Raw genomic sequence first — 17864 nt, 5'->3', positions numbered from 1 at the left:
ATGAAGAAACCTCATCGAGGAGACCGTCTCTATAACCGCGATCGGGAAGTGAGAACGGTAGGTGTCAGGGTGGCGGAACGGATCGTAGTACCAGAGATCTGCGTGCAGCAAAACGCGCGGGGAGGAAAGGGTCCGAACCTGTAAACATTTCGTATGACTAAAGGAGGCAAGGGTGCCATGACAAAAACACCCATCACTTTGCAGGAATTAAGGCAACGAATCTATCGAAAGGCGAAGTCTGAACCTACGCACCGGTTTTGGGGGCTATTTACCCACATTACCAAAATGACAACCCTTCACGAAGCATATCAACAGGCGAGGAAAAACAACGGTGCTCCAGGCATTGATGGAAAAAGTTTTACTGATATAGAACTAGAAGGAGTTATCCCATTCTTAACGGGTATTCAAGAGGAATTGCAAGCTGGAATATACCGACCACAAGCCAATCGAAAAGTAGAAATCCCAAAGGCAAACGGCAAAATGCGAACTCTGCAAATTCCGTGTATACGAGATCGTGTAGTACAAGGAGCGCTAAAACTCATATTAGAAGCAATTTTTGAAGCTGATTTCTGTCCAAACTCGTATGGGTTTCGGCCGAAACGCTCTCCACATCAGGCATTGGCAGAAGTACGACGCAGTATATTGCGTCGTATGACCATAATAATTGATGTTGATTTGTCGCGCTACTTTGATACAATCCGACACAACATATTATTGGAGAAAATCGCGAAACGTGTCCAAGACCCACAGGTTATGCATCTTGTAAAACAGGTAATTAAGGCAACAGGAAAGATCGGTGTCCCGCAAGGGGGGCCATTTTCTCCACTAGCCGCGAACATTTACCTTAATGAAGTGGATTGGACATTTGATACCATTCGACGCAAAACAGCTGAGGGCAATTACGAAGCTGTAAACTATCACCGTTTTGCCGACGATATAGTTATCGCTGTAAGCGGACACTCCAGTAAAAGTGGATGGGCTGAACTGGCATTACGACGACTGTGGGAACAGTTAAAGCCTTTGGGAGTTGAACTGAATCTGGAGAAGACTCAGATGGTCAATGTTCTAAAAGGAGAATCCTTCGGATTTTTAGGATTTGACCTGAGACGAATACCGAGCCGAAATAAGAATGGATTCTTCGTTTTCATGATCCCGAAGAAGAAAGCTCGCACGACAGTGAAAGCAAAAATTCGCGAACTCATTCAAAACGCAGGAGCGAAGCCAGCACAAGACTTAATAAAACAAATCAATGCCGTACTGACTGGATGGGTGAACTACTTCCGGGTTGGGAACTCTAGTCAAGCTTTCAGTGAAGTACGTGATTATACGGAGATGAAAATTCGCACACTGTTAACGAGAAGGAAACGAAGACGAAAGCGTAGCATCGGATGGCAGAGATGGAGTAACGAATATCTCTATGGTGTACTGGGGCTTTACTGGGACTGGAAAGTCCTTCCCCTGAAAAGTGCAGAGAGTTTCCGATGAAAGTGTCTGCCATTTGATAGGTCTCATAACCCTTTTGATGAAGTTTATGGGGTGAGCTGCTTGAGGGAAAACCTCACGAGCAGTTCTTATGGGGAGAGACTGGAAACGGGTCACAACTGATACCGCGCCAGTCTTTTACCCGACAGTTGTTATGTAAAATATGAAAATCTTGGTTTTAAATTCATCGTTGTAAATCTATTAAATATGAGCGATTAGAGTGTCACCTTTATGAATAACTCATTCGTATCCTATTATGTTCTTCTACTATGTTTAAAATGAGAGAACTCCTGTTACGTAAGAAACAGAAGGAGCTAAGTGAATATAAAGCGATGTACATAATTAAAGGTTATTTTTTACTTTTTACTAATTATTACAGAAAAACCCCAGATCTATAAAAAATTCTCCTTCGCCTGTTTAACCTCCTACAGCAAAACGGACGAAAATCTCACGGATATGAGAAAAAACAGTCTTTGATATTTCTTACGATTAGTCAATTGTTTTTTATAGATTTTTCACAAAGTAAAGGCTAGAGAATTTATATCATGTACCCATAACTAAAAAGTCATACGAGATATCTCTAATATTTATTAGGGGGAATATGTTATGATAAGTTAGGCTATGGTTTCAGATAGTTAATCGATAATCATAGTGTGTATTATGTGTAATAAGGTAGAAGATGAGCTTCAATAACTTATTTACACATGTGATAAACGCAACTTTATGACACTTGTTATAAGGTTGCGTTTTAATTTATCATAATACTCGATAAAATGGTTTTGTCCGTAACGCCGTTTTTTAATCATGTTCTAGGATAATGAGAAAAAGAAGTTTCTGTAAGTGTTTATTTCCACGCTTATTAATCGTATCTTTAAAAAAGATTTTCCTGATTGAAAATGGCGTATACTAAAACCTGCAAGTGCATTGATTTGTTTGTGATTTTTGAAGTGAGTAATATCCCACGATTTCAGCTAACAAACGTATAGTCGTATTGGGACCGATTCCTAGAAAACTAAGAATAAATTGATATAAGGCACCTAAATATTCTTTAAATTTTCGGCCACTCATTTGATTAATTTCATTAATGCTGGAATGATGAAGTTGATCCATATAGATTTTATATGCTATTTTATTCTTATATTTTAGATAACTATGCCAGGGCCGGAAATTTATTAAGATTAGTAGACATATTGATCAAAATGTTTCAATCTCCCTTATTTTATCGGTATAGTCATAAGATGAGTTATATATAACTAACCTTATATATATAAAGTTTGTAAAAATTGAACAAAATGATCCATTTAGGAAAAATGAAAACAAATATGTTAAGGAGAACATATGAAAAATAGTAAAGTATATAATGCAACTTGCGTGATATTAATCTATCTCTTGACTACTCAATTTCTGGAGATAATAGGGGTAAAACTACTAGCAAAGACAGGCTGGTATGATATTAAGGGCAATCTAGATGAGGAAACCCCTCAGATCCTTGTACACTGTGAAGTGATTGGTTTCATATTCTTATTGGGTATGATTCTTTTTGTGTATAAAAAGGAGTGGAAGCGAGATGAAAAGCTATCAGTGTATATTCCTAAAGGTACACGCTCATGGATTGTAAAAGGAATTATATTGGTGTTTTTAGCCCAAATTATTGGAAGCCTATTAGATAAGAGTCTATTTCGGACACCACTTGTCTCTGAAAATACTTCAAATATAATTGGACTTGTAGAGGTTTCACCGATAGCTATTCTTTCTATTGTTATTCTTGCTCCATTAGTAGAGGAATTCGTGTTTAGATATGCGGTACTTAATATCTTAACGAAGAAATTGGATACAATAGGGAGCATCATAATTAGTGCATTGATTTATTCAATCAGTCATTTTGATTTCCCCTTTGTATTTGGGTATTTCCTTATTGGAGCTGTACTAGCATTTGTTTATGTGAAATCAAATCGACTACTAGTATCATTTATGGTACATGCAGGTATGAATTTATTTGTTGTAATGATTCAAATGATATAGTTAATTAGAAATAATAAAAATAAACCCTGAAAACACTAAACCCTTTAAAATTGGTTTAAATGTTGAAAACAAGGGTTTGATCATATGCAATGTGAAAAGGATGAACTTTTTAGAGTGCTCTTGAATAACACTAATGTAGATCATCAAATACAATAGAGGATATTTGTAAAGTATTATTAGAACGTAAAAGCAAGGAGAATAAAGGATTATTAAGGTTAATTAATTCTTTCAAAAATTTACTCGATCGATAATGTAAAATCCGACTATTAAACAACTTTATTATTTTTTATGACAATATATGAAATAATAAGGTCGTGTTTTGAACGATTTTTCAAAGCAAGCCCTTATATTATTTAAAGAGTTGTATATATGTCTTTTCGCCATACTTACTCTAAATTCTCATATTGAAAGGATATTTTCCATAATAGGCTACCAACATATTGAACGATACAAATGCCAATTCTAAAGATACAAAGCTACCAGAACGTTAATTTTGATATGTCATGAAAATATCCTAAAAGAACGGTACGTACAAGGATGTTTTGTGTAAGAGGAGTTGTTCATGTCACATCACCAACTGTCCTCAATGATTTAAACCATCTTATCCATTTTTCCTTTTCGCATTGTAGGAGAAGAGAATAGGTATAAAATATTGCTAGAGTTTTCCCACCATAAAGAATCCATAATTGAATATGAATAGAGTAATAGATGTCTTTATTAAAATAATAGTTAACATTAGGTAAAGAGAAGATAACGGATACACCTAGAGTTAAAATCTGTATAAAACGAATGTATAGTATATCTATTTAATTCCTTAGTCCTTCTAAAAGTGTTTTGCTTTCCTGCCTATAATCCGATAAGAAACAAACAAATATACTCCAGAATACCAATAAGTAATTACCAAAATACCTCGGTCATTAAAAAGAATAGTCGTGATTTAGTCTGACTCGTGAAATATGTAAATAAATTAACGGTATCAATGTTTTTATCACCTGTAAACATATATTCATAATAACCTGGTACGCTATGAACTGAACCAGATTGTGAGAGAAGGAGCGAAATGATATGTACCCTGTAACTTATATACCAAAACCAACATTCCGTTAGAAAAATCACTTTAGTTGATTGCTTATAGAATAATAGTAAAACAAATTCTGCTAAAGCGTATGCATATGGGATATCCTCAAAATAAAAGAAGATAAAATGGATAATACCAAATACGAATAAAATACATAACCTACGAATAAATAAAAGATATCCTTTTTTTCGGCATGGTGCATGAATATATATATAAGCCCTCAATGAAGTGGCCCAAAAAGGTTACCTTAATTCTTTTATGATTATAGTACTTTATATACTTGACAAATTATTTCTTGAAATGTTCCATATTTTAAAATTCTTTTCGGTACATAAATTTTGATTTCATGATGCCGAAATTTTCTTTTCCATAATGGACGCACCTTTTTCTTTGATTGTAGGGTATCCAATCTTCCTGTTTCATAAGCTACTTTCCATTTTCAAAGTGTTTCGTAAGAAGGAATATAGAAAAGCACCGCTGTTTCCTTGATAGATGTCCCTTGTTCGTTCAGATAATTAAGTACATCTAGGTTATACTGATCTCCTTGGTCTGTTTGTATAATTAATCCTGCTTTCGGAGGTTCTTTTTTATATCCTCGTAAAAAAGCATCTATCACGAGAGAATCTTTCATACGTGTACTCATACCTACCGATCACTTTTTTGGAGTATATATCTACAAGTACCACTTTTGAGTGGGGATATAAATAATATCACCTACCCATATTTTCTTTGATCTGTTTGAAAAACGTGGTTTAAGAGGTTCGGTCTTTCTATGGAAGGTGATTTTTATTATAACGCTTATAGAGATAGAGACTTCCTTTCGCATGCAGCTTCATTTGACGCATCAGTTTTCCTACTCTTTTTTGATTTACCTTGACGCCTTTCTTTTCAAGGACCTTTGTAATTTTTAAATATCCATACCGCCCCTTATGTTTTTCAAATATATGCTGTATTTCTGTACTTAATACTTCATTCTTTAAATCTCTTTTAGAAGGTTTTCTCTGTAAATTTTCATAGTAACCGGATCGTGAGATATTTAACGTTTTACATGCCTTCTTGATGTTATATTTGTGTTTATTTTCTTTTAAATATTGAAATCTTACACATTCTTTTTCTTCAAGAAGGCCTGGAACTTCTTGGTAAATCAAGCTCTTTTCTGAGTTCTTCATTCTCAAGCTTGAGCTTTTTCATTTCTTACTGAGAATTATAAAGCGCGCTTCCACGGCCAGGAAACGCACTTTATAATTCATATTCATTTATCCAATGATAAAGGGTATTAGAATGAATAGATCATTCTCTGGCAACCTCTTTCACAAACATATTTTCTTCCAATACTAATTGAACTGCAGCCATTTTAAATTGACGATCCTAGATTTTTCTACTCATAAATTGGATCATCTTTTTCCTTTAACTCAGTATCCAATTTATTGTAGCATCCTCAGTGTGAAAGTGGTACGAGTCCATGAACATATTACTAATACAAGAAAAGATTACTTGGATAAAATCTCTACTGAAATCATCAAAAAACACGATGTAATTAGTATTGAAGATCTACAAGTAAGTAATATGCTAAAAAACGGTAAACTTGTCAAAGCTATCAGTGAATTATCTTTGTCGAGATTTTGGAATATTTTGAAATATAAAGCGAAATGGTATAGGAAGCAAGTTATATCAAAAATATTTATTTCTAGTCAGCTATGTTCGAGTTGTGGTTACGAAAATAAACATGTTAAAAATATAAAAATTGCGATATACATATTAAAGTAGGAATGAATCTCGGAAACGAAGCCATTCGTCTTTTAACCGTAGGAACTACAGGGGTAGCCTAATCAATTAGGACCCCCCTTTTTCAAACAATATGTTCATACTTTAAACAACAAATAGTTAAATTTTTTTAGGTAAATAAAATTTTGTTTGTCATTTCAAAATATTTTTGTAATGAAAGAAATTCTACATATATATCAAATGAATTTCACATGAATTTCATATAAAATAATTATAATGTATGAATGTAAGTAGATAGATATCGTTCAAATAGCAATTCAAAATGATTAGTTTAACTATAAAAATATGTTATTACGGAGTAAAGGGGATATTAGAAAAGTAATATTTCTTATATACTAATTATCTATTAAGTAGGTAATTAGTAGCCTTGTTTATATTTAAAAAATAGCTTAGATGTTAAGAATTAAACATCCAAGTGGTGTACTATTATTTACTGTGGATTAAATTATAAGGAGAATAATTAGAAATGGAACAATTAATTATTGAGATATTAATACAAAAGGGCATCTATAAGGAAGAAAAAACAGGTCGACACTTGTATGAGTTAACTAAGAGAGAGTTATTGCAGTTGATGGAATCAATATTACCCAACAATCAATGCGAGATATGTCCTTGTTAAGATATATTGGAAATAATAACAAATATATAGCGTATACTGCAAGTCGAATTTTTTTGATCTAGTAATAACAGTTTAAATACATAATTTAAACTTTTTAGACAGAAGATTCTTTTCTCAATAGTGTAAGGGTGTGAATCCATAATTTTATTTCGGAGATAAATGTCAGTAGACGTAAGTTTATATAAATCGCATTTTATATTTATAAGGATGAGAAATTTTCTTTTAACCATGTAGTATTAACTAGAAAGGAAGAATCTAAATGTTGTTAAAATTAGTTACAGAATTTTCTGTATCTAAACTGAATAAATTTTCAAAAATGTTATTTGCACTATGGTCAGGTTTTTTTCTTTGTTATGTAATGGGGTATCCAGAATTAGCTATAACCTTTGGTTCGTCTGCGTATCTTACCATTGCTTTAGGTACAACATATACAGACTCTAAAAATTATTTTACAGAAAGGTTTTTAGCTAATGTTATTACGTTGATAGTTGGAGTTTCTGTCTATTATTTCATTCCCAATATAGCAGTGTGTTTAATGATTGTCTCACTTATAATGGTTGCTTTAGCTAATTTATATCCAAATTCCCTTCGTAGTTCAAGTGTAGGAGCTGCTATCACATTAATTGTCACAACTATACCAGATATTTCTTATATGGAAAAACGTATTTTTGTGGTGATTGTTGGTATGTTTTATGGATATATAATTCAACGTTATATTATTCCTCCAAATCACGGATATCAATTAGAGAAGTTAATTAATACGACTACAAATGATGTTGTTAAATTAATTAAAACATTAGATGCTGAAAATCTTGAGGTAATTACTAAAGAGCAGTTAATTAGCTATAAAGCAAATAGTATAAAGATTAGTGAGTTAGTTCTTAATTTTAAAAAGGACTCTGGGAAAACAGGCCCTCATTATTTACTACAATATAAAGCCAAAGCTCCTTATTTTGAACAATATTCAAAATTACTACAGGTAAAAATAGATATAATTAATAAATTATTTATTCATAAAGAGAAATTCAAGAAACTTGATTATCAAACAAGGAAAAATTTTTTTATACAGCTTAAAGCTCTTGTTACATACTATGAATATTTGATTCATTATGTTGAACATCAAGATGCCGAATTTATACCTCTTTTCAATTTTGATGAGAAATACTTCGCGAATGCAAAACAAGAGATGTTTATTATATTATTTGAGAGTACATTAATTGGTTATTATTTATTATTAGAAGAATGCTATGAAAATATTAGTCATAAAAAGAAAATGCTTAAATTTTAGAATGGTTATGATCCTGGTTTGCATATTGACGAGCTGAAATGGTTTTTCCCACACCTGGTAATCCGGGACAAATGCCAATATGCTTAAATTTATCGCATGCATCGCAAAATTCTGTGTATTTTTTGTATTCTTTAGTTTCAATGAAGACAATTTTTTATTCATTTTTATACCTCTTGAATTTGGATTTACTTGGCGGAACTTCTTCAACTTTTTCTGATGTGTTTCTTTCACCTTTTCAGTACTCCACAACTGATTTTGTTGCGATAATAATATTATTTTCAAATTTTCTGCGTTGTTTATTTCTTTCAGCTTGAAGTTCTTTTATACCTATTGAATAACCATCAACTGCTGAAGATATCGCAGTACATAAATATTCAACCCTATAAAAATAAGAATTTCAGTAATATCTCTTGGATTATATCTAATCATTACATCTTCACCAACAAACGCTGAAAGATTTGTATGCATATACTTTAATCCTAGAAAGTGGATTCCGTCTTAATGGATTTTGCGTGATTTTGTTGCTGAGAACAAAAGTAAATCTAAAGACTGCGAGCTTTTAGGCATATTGGGAAGAAATACGGATTCATCCCACATTTCAATTGGACGTTTATTTGTTGTCTCATAAATTCTATAATGATACGTATGTAAACAAATTGGTGAAATCACACTACTAACTCATCTAATATCATTAATTTTTGTGATGTATGATTCTTTATATATCCTGGTAAATCTTGAAGAAACATCATATTAACAGTTCGGAAGAACCGTTCTATTTTTCCCCGATCTTTAAGAACTCCTATTCGTGAAAATGACAGTACCATTTTTAATTCTTCGGTGAATAAAAGAATATGAAATTATTCATACGATAAGTCATCTGAAGCAAGAGAAAATCGGTTTACTTGTTACAAGTATGTCTTTATTGAGTGAACCCCTAGGTGATCCATTGTTAGACAGTTTGGTAAAAGATTTAATTCTCCAACTGTTGGCTATGAATATGGAAAAAGAACGAACAGAAAGCAAACGGAGGCAGGTGCAAGGAATAAAAATTACGAAAGAAAAAGGGGGGTATCAAGGCTATCTTATCCTTTATGGACCAGATGCAAGAGATCTTCAAAAGTAAGCTATTTACTATCAAATCATACAAATGTTAAATTCAGGATTACATATCAAAAAGATTGCTGAAAAAATGGTGTGATAAGAACAACATTTTATCGTATCCAATTTATCATTTAAAAACTGGGGAAAATATCTCCTAAAGTCACATCCTATACGCGAAAAAAATCAAACAAAACGTGCATTATGGGAGTATGATAATTTTATCAAAGGCATATATTTTTTAGAATATATTGATTCGCTACCATTACGTCAATATGTTTAAAAGGTGCTAAACCGCGGGGAAAGTTATCATAAATTACGTCGGGCTGTATCTTTTGCAAACTTTGGGAAACTTTGTTTCAAGACTAAACAAGGTTAGCAAATTTGGAATGAATGTAGTAGGTTGCTAGCCAATTGTATTATTTACTACAATGCCAGTATATTATCGAATTTATTAACGAAATCTCGGAGTAAAGGTATCGAGATGAACATACAACATACTAAAGTATATTTCACCGGTTGTCTGGCAACATATCAATTTTTTCTCTTTAGGATAAGTATCATTAAGAAAAAAGAAAAATTAGTTTTTATATAGGCTGATAGTCAGCGCTTTTCGTAGAAACACTGTTAGTTCATTTATTGTATTGGAAATGGAACTAGACGATATTGCTTGAAAGAAGAAATACAACATAGGTTAAAATTAATTCTTTTTCAATAATTGTAGAAAAATAGAAATGGATAGTTTAGAATATAATGGTAATAAAATGCTTTTTTATGTAAAATATAAAGATGTGTTGCTTATATAAGATATTGGAATAAGATTCTTTATTGATTTACTTTTTGAAAAAATTATGTACTCCCCTGACAATAGGGTAACAACAATAATACTTTGAAATAAGTAAACAAGTACAGTATCTAGAAAAAATTTAGAATTGTACGATTAAATTGATAACAATCTAATTTATTAGATTGTTTTATAAATTACAACATCTAAATTTAGTTAGGTAATTAATTGTCAATATTACAGTCTTTAAATTGAAAATAATGCTTTTTTATCATTTTAGCCAAGAAAACTCCTTCCTCGAGGATCGTGAAGGGTCACGGCCTAGTGAGTAGGTGGGAGATGAATTAGCTTCGAACAAGGGATGGCAGGGAGCTATCTTAATTGTTCGACATACATAAACCGTGACATCACTATATATCGAGTATATGTTTGATGTATAATAGTCATATACCGAAATGGAGGTGAATCAAATGATGATTAATAAAGCCTATAAGTTTCGTATCTATCCAAATCAAGCACAAGCAATTCTAATTAACAAAACGATAGGGTGTTCTCGCTTTGTATTCAATTATTTCCTATCCCTATGGGATCACGCATACAAAGAAACTGGGAAAGGTTTAACATATGGTACATGCTCTGCCAAACTTCCTGCCATGAAGAAAGAGTTTGTTTGGCTAAAAGAAGTGGATAGTATTGCGATTCAGTCGTCTGTTCGCAACCTTGCAGATGCGTATACACGCTTTTTCAAAAAACAAAACAGCACCCCACGCTTTAAATCTAAGAAAAACAACGTACAATCGTATACCACAAAACAAACAAATGAAAACATTGCCGTTGTAGGGAACAAAATAAAGTTGCCGAAACTAGGCCTTGTTCGATTTGCTAAAAGTCGCGAAGTAGAGGGGCGTATTGTAAATGCTACAGTTAGACGGAATCCTTCTGGCAAATACTTTGTGTCATTGTTAGTCGAAACAGAAGTACAAGAACTTCCGAAAACAAGTTCTTACATTGGAATGGATGTGGGACTAAAAGATTTCGCCATTTTGTCAGATGGAACCATCTATAAAAATCCGAAGTTTTTTCGGTTATTAGAAGAGAAATTGTCGAAAGCACAGCGTGTTCTTTCTAGAAGAATGAAAGGATCCTTCCGCTGGAATAAACAAAGGGTAAAGGTAGCTAGGATTCATGAATACATGACGAATGCTAGAAAAGATTACTTGGACAAAACCTCGACTGAAATTATCAAAAACCACGATGTTATCGGTATAGAGGATTTGCAAGTATCGAATATGTTAAAGAATCATAAATTAGCAAAAGCTATTAGTGAAGTATCATGGTCGCAATTTCGATCAATGTTAGAATACAAAGCAAAATGGTATGGCAAACAAATCATTGTCGTATCGAAAACATTTGCTTCCAGCCAATTATGTTCTCATTGTGGATATCAAAACAAAGACGTTAAAAATCTAAACCTACGTGAATGGGACTGTCCTTCTTGTCGTACACACCATGATAGGGATATTAACGCAAGTATCAATCTAAAGAATGAAGCGATAAGGCTTCTAACTGCAAGGACTGTGGAGATAGCCTAATAAATTAGAGTTCGATAGAACTCTTTACTTAGGAATCCCCCACTTTCACTTCGTTTAGAAGTGAAAGTGGGGGTAGTTCAAAATTGGAATGGGGAGAGGATTTTTTAATGGATACTATCATGATTATAACTAACAAAGCTAGAACTCAAGAGTTACTTATAACACATATGAAAAAATATAATTATAAATCTGTTGTCGTAAAAGAGTTTGATAATGTCTTAGATCAATTTTGTGAAGTATATCCTGAATTAGTTATTATTGATGTGTTATTACCGAAGTTTGATGGATTTTATTGGTGTCGTCAAATTCGTAACATCTCCATTTGTCCAATCATCTTTATCTCTGAGTTAAATGAAAAAATGGAGCAAATTATGGCGTTAGAATATGGTGCAGATGATTATATAGCTGAACCATTTCAATATGAAGTCATATTAGCAAGAATACGTAGTCGTCTTAGAAGAGTTTACGGTGAATATGCTTCTAAATCAAATGAAAGAACAATTAATCGTTCTGGATTAATTCTATATCCAGAGAAGATGGAACTGAAATATGATGGACGAATTATATCATTAACTAGAAAAGAAGAACAACTAGTAGAACTCTTATTAAAGAACTATCCAAATATGGTAAATCGAGAAGAAATATTCAATGAAATTTGGAATGGAATGGAATATATTGATGAAAATACATTGTCAGTATATATAACGCGTATTCGCTACAAATTAAAAGAATTGGGAATTCGAAATGCTCTTGAAACAATACGTGGTTCTGGATATCGTTTACAAAATACATGGGAAGAATCAATTCATTCATTATATTAGAAAATTTCTATATTTATTTATACTTATTTTTCTGATAATAATAATGTTCGTAATATTCTGAATCTTAATCCCGAAAGAGGCATAGTTATGTTGGGAAGAAGTAGGCATGTTTATAAAAAATTATACGAAGTTAATAATTGTTCTTTGTTTAATAATTAGTTTAATATGTGTTAGTTTATGGTGGTTGTAAAATTAAAAACCTTGGATATCTGCTGACGGTATAGCTATTTTAATGTACCACACAATAGGAAATCCACCAGATGGAAATTCAGAAAATATGATTGGTTGATATGTATTAAAAGAAGAATTTAATTGGTGTGTTGCTGCTTTTGAGATAAAAAGTAATGTACATTTATATAGGATAGAGAATACAGCAAACATTCGAGGAACATAAGAGATGTTAGATATCTTTAATCATTACATAGAGTCTTGAAAAAAGAATAATCCAAGTAAATTAAAAAAGCAGGATAGCTGATGTATTAAATGAGATTATATGTAAAAAACAATCACTATCATTATAATCACTATAATAAAAAAATCTCCTGCAAGGAAAAAACTCTTAAATCAATTTTTTTAAGTGGATTAAAGAAATAATAAAAATTTTGGTAGGCGATATGATCTTTATTCCAACTCAAAAGTTATGCATTTCAAAAAAATCATTGGTTGGTCCATGAGTTCATGTACGCAAGATTCTCTTGCGATAGATGCTTTTTTACAAGAGAACCAGGAAGTACATACATTATCTACAAAGGCTAAGGATCAATGTATACAAGTGGTAATATTCAAATTACGCTAAAAAGTATAGCACTGTTTCGAGTGTTAGTAGAAAAGAAAATCAGTATGACAATGTAGTGATGGACCCCTTTTATAAAATAATAAAAAAGAGCTGATTCAAGGTACTAATAAAAAAACTTGAATCAGCTCGCAAAGAAATATTTAAATATATAACGTTGTACTAGAAAGATGCATTACTCTTTGGTTTATATATCTTCTTAGAAAGAGAGAAAGTTTATTTATGAGATTTATCTAACTTTGAATATGGTGAAATTTTACATATTGAGTCAGAATTTAAAAAGTCAGTCTATTATTGAAAAGTTTTGATAATCAACCATATATTTAAAATGGTCAAAATAACGATAGTAATCCAAGCTAAAATCACAATCCAGATCTTATTTGTAAATTCTCCCATCATTTGTTTGCTACTTGTAAAAATAGTTAATGGAATAATAGAAAATGGTAGAGCAATACTTAAAAAAACTTGTGTATAAATTAAAAGACGTTCAACTACAGATTCCGTACCACCAAAAATAAGTATACAAATGATTACAGGGATAATAGCCAGTACTCGTGTAATCATTCGTCTCACCCACATAGGAAGCTTCATCTGAATAAAACCTTCCATTATAATTTGTCCAGTTAATGTTCCGGTAATTGTTGAATTTTGTCCAGATGCTAATAATGCTACTGCAAACAGTGTACTTAATGTAGAGCTCGCAATTGCTCCTACAATCGAATGATCTCCTAGGGCATTATATAGTTGTTCCAGTGTATCTAATGTTCCAGCGTAACCAAAAAAGAGAGAGGCTCCCAATATCAATAATAAACAATTAATAACAAACGCAAGTGATAATTGAATGTTTGAATCAATAATAGAAAATTTAATAGCCTCTTTTAGTGAAACTGGATTTTTTCGATTATATTGACGTGCTTGTACAACGGAAGAGTGCAAGTATAAATTATGAGGCATAACTGTAGCCCCTACAATTCCTAAAGCAATAAATAAGGCTTCATCATTTTTTACAATTTCCGGTTTAGGAATAAATCCATTAAGCATATTTGTTATATTTGGTTCAGAAATAACAACCTCATAAAAGAAAATAGTAAAAATAGTTATAATTAATGTGAAGATAATAGCTTCAATTTTCCTGAAACCAAAACGTACTAAAAGAAGAAGTAAAAAAACATCTAGTACAGTAATAATAACGCCTAATAATATAGGGATATTAAACAATAAATGAAGAGCAATAGCACTTCCGATAACTTCGGCGATGTCAGTGGCCATAATTGATAATTCTGCAATAATCCACAAAACAAATCCCCATTTTGGTCCTGTTTTTAAGCGGATTGCTTGTGCTAAATCGAGTCCTGTTACGATTCCTAATTTTGCGGACATACTTTGTAGTAGCATTGCAATAAGATTTGAAATGAGAATGACTGTTAAAAGAAGATAACCAAATTGTGCTCCTCCTGCAATAGAAGTAACCCAGTTTCCAGGATCCATATAACCTACTGCTACTAGTGCTCCTGGTCCTGAATAGGCGAATAATTTTTTCCAGAAACTTGCATTTTGAGGTAGAGGAACTGTATGATTAATCTCTTCTAAACTTAGACCATTTTGTGTTTTATAGGTTAGTTCACTTTTTTTCATTAATGTCCTCCTTTTCTTTATGTCAACTATTTTTCCTTTGTGCAACTTGATGTTAGTTTACTCTTTTTATTAAAAAAATCAAGTTCTTCATCTGACATTTGATAAACATTAAAATTATGAAAAGATTGATAATCATTTGATATTGAACAAATTATTTCTATAAATCGATTTATTTTAACATAGCAGTGCTAGTACCATTTTTTTTATTATAATTGATTTATTTATATAATTTTGTTCTTTTTGATAGTTTAAATTTATTTATCGATTATTGGGATGTTCGGAGAGTAGGTATTCCATGCTAGATTTTTGTTCAAAAACAACAGATATAAAGATTTTATTAGAATATGTTTTACAATGAAGAGCTACTTTTGAAAGAAAAAAGGTGATTACGATGAATTGAATAATAATACCTTCGATTGTCAAATTTCACTTTTGTAAATCATGTAATAAATACTCACATTATCTCAATTAGTTCAAAAAGTTATTAGTGGTAAAAATGCTCCTTTTATTATCTTACAAAAATGTAAGGGTTCTGTCATAATTTTAAATTTCTCTTATAGGGAAAAAAATTATGATAATAAAAGAGTTAAAATAAATGACGTGATTGATATGAAAGAATATAATTTTGTAATTATAAATGATAGAGATAGAACGACTTTAAAATTTACAAAGGGTAAAGATCTTAAAACTAAAACATTGAATTTACAGATTTTTTTCAGTGTATACTATTTCGGAAAAATTAAGAAGAAGGAAGATTCTACAAAAATAAAAAAATTTAATATAAGAGAAGAAGCGTTTATCTCAAATTCTAACGGTCTCTTTTGAAAAACTGAGTATACATCTGTTTTAATGAATACTTCATATATCTATGATGTTTAGTTATGTATTTGTAATATCTTAAATCAAGATAAAATTAATCATTTTAAAGATAAATCACCTAAGTGTTTTACAAATAATTTAGAAAGTAGTAGTTATTGAGAAGAATATTTTATATAAGAGGGCGAAAATCAAAAGGAAGATTAGGAAATTTTAATTAAGAAGGAGACAAATATGAAATCTTTTAATATAGAATTTTATATCGTAAATATATTACAATGGATATTAAATATAGCTCTTGTTATACTTTCCATTATTTTATCTATCTTTTTAATACGTGAAACGATAATTTTTGTAAAATATTTATTTACAACAAAAAAATATACATCATACGAATTAACTGAAAATATCATGGTTTATTTTTTATATTTTGAATTTATAGCTTTAATAATAAAGTATTTTAAGTCTAAATATCATTTTCCATTACGTTATTTTATTTATATTGGCATTACAGCAATTATTCGATTAATCATAGTTTCCCATGAAGATCCATTTAAAACTTTATTATTTTCTGGGGCAACTCTTATTCTAGTGATTGCATTATATATTTCAAAAGCAAAAGGTTTAAGAGAAGAGTAAAAACAGTATTTAAGTAGTTGAATGAAATACATATCAAACATGTTTTTTAGAAAAAAGGTTCCTGAAGCAAGCATGTATCTTTAGGTATGATTACTTTAGTGATAAAATTTAATCTATAATAAATTTTATCATATTAACTAACCGCTTTTAGTTGTATGTAATATTTATTTTAATGTCTATCTCTAGTTAGCATTAAAATAAATCTACTTCAGAAAAAATTAAGCTACCTATCCTCTATATTCGAAAAAAATAGAGGATAGGTAGCTTAATATATCGTTAAACGGTCTATTTATAGTATAACCTATAAATTTGAAAATGATTTTTTGGGGAATTATACTATATACGTTTATCATGCCAAAAATTTAGTGGGAAGTGATTAGCCTCACTATAGACTTCAAATTCGTACCCTTTTGCTTTTAACCCCTCTATAATAGCTGGTACTGCTGCAATAGATTGTGGGTGAATATCATGTAGCAAGATGATTTCTTTTGAATGTTTTGCATTTGAGAGTACATTTTGAATAATTTTATTTGAAGCAGTTTCTATCGGCAATTTGTTATATTTCCAGTCCAAAGAATCAATTGTCCAATCCCAAACTTTAAACCCCTCTTCTACTACCTTATTACGAAGTTCCTCGTTTAATCCTGGCATAGAACCGTAGGGGGGACGTGTTAATGTTGGCGAATCTCCAATAACATTTTTCACTAAACTTTGTACTTCTTTCATTTCTTTTACGTATTGACCATTTGTATATAATTTCTTATAATCATGTGTCATACTATGTAGACCGATATAATCTCCTTCTGCCTTTTCCTGCTTTACTAAATCCGGGAATTTTGTTACATTTCCACCGATTAAGAAGAACGATGCTTTTACTTGATTTTTCTTTAGAATGTCTAGTAATTTAGCTGTATATTTTCCTGGACCATCATCAAAGGTAAGGTACACAATTTTTCGGGTCTGACCATTAAATTTTTGAGGTACTGATTTATTGTTTTGTATTTTATTTTGTTCGGCTACCTGTTGTACTGGTTTTTCTTGCTTTGTTATAGATTTTGTTGATGAGGTAAAAGTCTTAAAGACAATACAACCTATTATTATTGCTATTATTGTTACAACAATACGTTTAATGTTGCGTATATTTTTCATAGAATAGTTTTTCTGCCTTTCTATTTATAGTTGGGGGAATACATAGTTTTTGGAAAAGTTACATATAAGCATTTCATAGTGATTGATAATTATAATGATTTGAAGAGGTTATTACCTCAAATTGAAAGTTTTTTTGTTATTAATATAATGTGATTTCAAACTTAAAAAAATTAAATTAATTTATTTTTTAAGTTTGTTTTTTTGATTGATGATTCTCCTTTCTTGAAATCTATATAGTTGAAAAGTAATACAACTATTGAATC

General features: G+C 31.0%; 13 protein-coding genes and 6 pseudogenes. 11 read left to right on the top strand and 8 right to left on the bottom strand.

The annotated features are described in order from the left end of the window. Positions 1–177: 177 nt before the first annotated feature. A complete protein-coding gene (gene ltrA, locus DN407_RS31065; RefSeq protein ID WP_098287136.1) occupies positions 178–1485 on the top strand; it encodes a group II intron reverse transcriptase/maturase in 1308 nt (435 codons plus the stop codon). A gap of 179 nt (positions 1486–1664) precedes the next feature. Then, a pseudogene (locus DN407_RS31060) lies at positions 1665–2015 on the top strand (hypothetical protein); the annotation flags it as partial. 94 nt (positions 2016–2109) lie between these two features. On the opposite strand, the pseudogene DN407_RS32620 reads toward DN407_RS31060, so the two are convergent. Next, a pseudogene (locus DN407_RS32620) lies at positions 2110–2511 on the bottom strand (transposase); the annotation flags it as partial. A gap of 309 nt (positions 2512–2820) precedes the next feature. Between DN407_RS32620 and DN407_RS31050 the strand changes: the two are divergent. Continuing rightward, positions 2821–3504, top strand: a complete 684-nt coding sequence (locus DN407_RS31050) for a CPBP family intramembrane glutamic endopeptidase (protein ID WP_149217200.1) — start codon at positions 2821–2823, stop codon at positions 3502–3504. A gap of 560 nt (positions 3505–4064) precedes the next feature. On the opposite strand, the gene DN407_RS33080 is transcribed toward DN407_RS31050, so the two are convergent. The 3 genes and pseudogenes from DN407_RS33080 to DN407_RS31035 all read right to left on the bottom strand — a co-directional run bounded on the left by DN407_RS33080 (position 4065) and on the right by DN407_RS31035 (position 5751). Next, positions 4065–4256 (bottom strand): hypothetical protein, encoded by a 192-nt coding sequence (locus tag DN407_RS33080; RefSeq protein ID WP_481748653.1) that lies wholly within the window; start codon positions 4254–4256, stop codon positions 4065–4067. Positions 4257–4940: 684 nt separating this feature from the next. After that, positions 4941–5120 (bottom strand): annotated as a pseudogene (locus DN407_RS31040) (helix-turn-helix domain-containing protein); the annotation flags it as partial. Positions 5121–5352: 232 nt separating this feature from the next. After that, complete coding sequence (locus DN407_RS31035) at positions 5353–5751, bottom strand: IS3 family transposase (protein WP_149217199.1); 399 nt, start codon at positions 5749–5751, stop codon at positions 5353–5355. Positions 5752–6025: 274 nt separating this feature from the next. Here DN407_RS31035 and DN407_RS31030 point away from each other — a divergent pair. The 3 genes and pseudogenes from DN407_RS31030 to DN407_RS31020 form a co-directional block, all read left to right on the top strand. Further along, a pseudogene (locus tag DN407_RS31030) lies at positions 6026–6323 on the top strand (transposase); the annotation flags it as partial. A gap of 510 nt (positions 6324–6833) precedes the next feature. Then, positions 6834–6986, top strand: coding sequence for a Fur-regulated basic protein FbpA (locus DN407_RS31025; protein WP_149217198.1), 153 nt, complete (start codon positions 6834–6836; stop codon positions 6984–6986). 259 nt (positions 6987–7245) lie between these two features. Then, positions 7246–8274: an aromatic acid exporter family protein gene (locus DN407_RS31020; RefSeq protein WP_149217197.1), complete on the top strand. Its 1029-nt coding sequence runs from the start codon at positions 7246–7248 to the stop codon at positions 8272–8274. Here the strand turns inward: DN407_RS31020 and DN407_RS32615 are convergent. Then, a pseudogene (locus tag DN407_RS32615) lies at positions 8267–8425 on the bottom strand (AAA family ATPase); the annotation flags it as partial. The gene DN407_RS31020 and the pseudogene DN407_RS32615 overlap by 8 nt on opposite strands. 176 nt (positions 8426–8601) lie before the next feature. After that, positions 8602–8742, bottom strand: a complete 141-nt coding sequence (locus DN407_RS33075; RefSeq protein ID WP_149217196.1) for a Mu transposase C-terminal domain-containing protein — start codon at positions 8740–8742, stop codon at positions 8602–8604. 478 nt (positions 8743–9220) lie between these two features. Between DN407_RS33075 and DN407_RS32610 the strand changes: the two genes are divergently transcribed. From DN407_RS32610 to DN407_RS30995, 4 genes and pseudogenes are all read left to right on the top strand, one after another. Beyond that, positions 9221–9397, top strand: coding sequence for a hypothetical protein (locus tag DN407_RS32610; protein ID WP_255446556.1), 177 nt, complete (start codon positions 9221–9223; stop codon positions 9395–9397). Positions 9398–9553: 156 nt separating this feature from the next. After that, positions 9554–9917: pseudogene (locus tag DN407_RS31005) on the top strand (Tn3 family transposase); the annotation flags it as partial. Between the two features lie 709 nt (positions 9918–10626). Continuing rightward, a complete protein-coding gene (gene tnpB / locus DN407_RS31000) occupies positions 10627–11748 on the top strand; it encodes an IS200/IS605 family element RNA-guided endonuclease TnpB (RefSeq protein WP_149217195.1) in 1122 nt (373 codons plus the stop codon). A gap of 107 nt (positions 11749–11855) precedes the next feature. Continuing rightward, positions 11856–12569: a response regulator transcription factor gene (locus DN407_RS30995; protein WP_149217194.1), complete on the top strand. Its 714-nt coding sequence runs from the start codon at positions 11856–11858 to the stop codon at positions 12567–12569. 1084 nt (positions 12570–13653) lie between these two features. On the opposite strand, the gene DN407_RS30990 is transcribed toward DN407_RS30995, so the two are convergent. Then, the gene (locus tag DN407_RS30990) at positions 13654–14997 is read right to left on the bottom strand and encodes an Nramp family divalent metal transporter (RefSeq protein WP_149217193.1); all 1344 of its coding nucleotides are present in this window, start codon (positions 14995–14997) and stop codon (positions 13654–13656) included. Positions 14998–16047: 1050 nt separating this feature from the next. Between DN407_RS30990 and psiE the strand changes: the two genes are divergently transcribed. Next, positions 16048–16452 carry a phosphate-starvation-inducible protein PsiE gene (psiE, locus tag DN407_RS30985; protein ID WP_149217192.1) on the top strand — a complete coding sequence of 135 codons (405 nt, stop codon included), beginning with the start codon at positions 16048–16050 and terminating at the stop codon, positions 16450–16452. A 336-nt stretch (positions 16453–16788) separates the two neighbouring features. Here the strand turns inward: psiE and DN407_RS30980 are convergent, their stop codons facing one another. Next, a complete protein-coding gene (locus DN407_RS30980; RefSeq protein WP_149217191.1) occupies positions 16789–17601 on the bottom strand; it encodes a peptidoglycan-N-acetylglucosamine deacetylase in 813 nt (270 codons plus the stop codon). Positions 17602–17864 lie beyond the last annotated feature (263 nt).

Origin of the sequence: Bacillus sp. JAS24-2, assembly GCF_008274905.1 — a bacterium.
In the GTDB taxonomy this organism is placed as follows: Bacteria; Bacillota; Bacilli; order Bacillales; family Bacillaceae_G; genus Bacillus_A; species Bacillus_A cereus.
The sequence above is the reverse complement of the archived record's forward strand: the minus strand, read 5'-3'. Positions and strand labels throughout refer to the sequence as shown.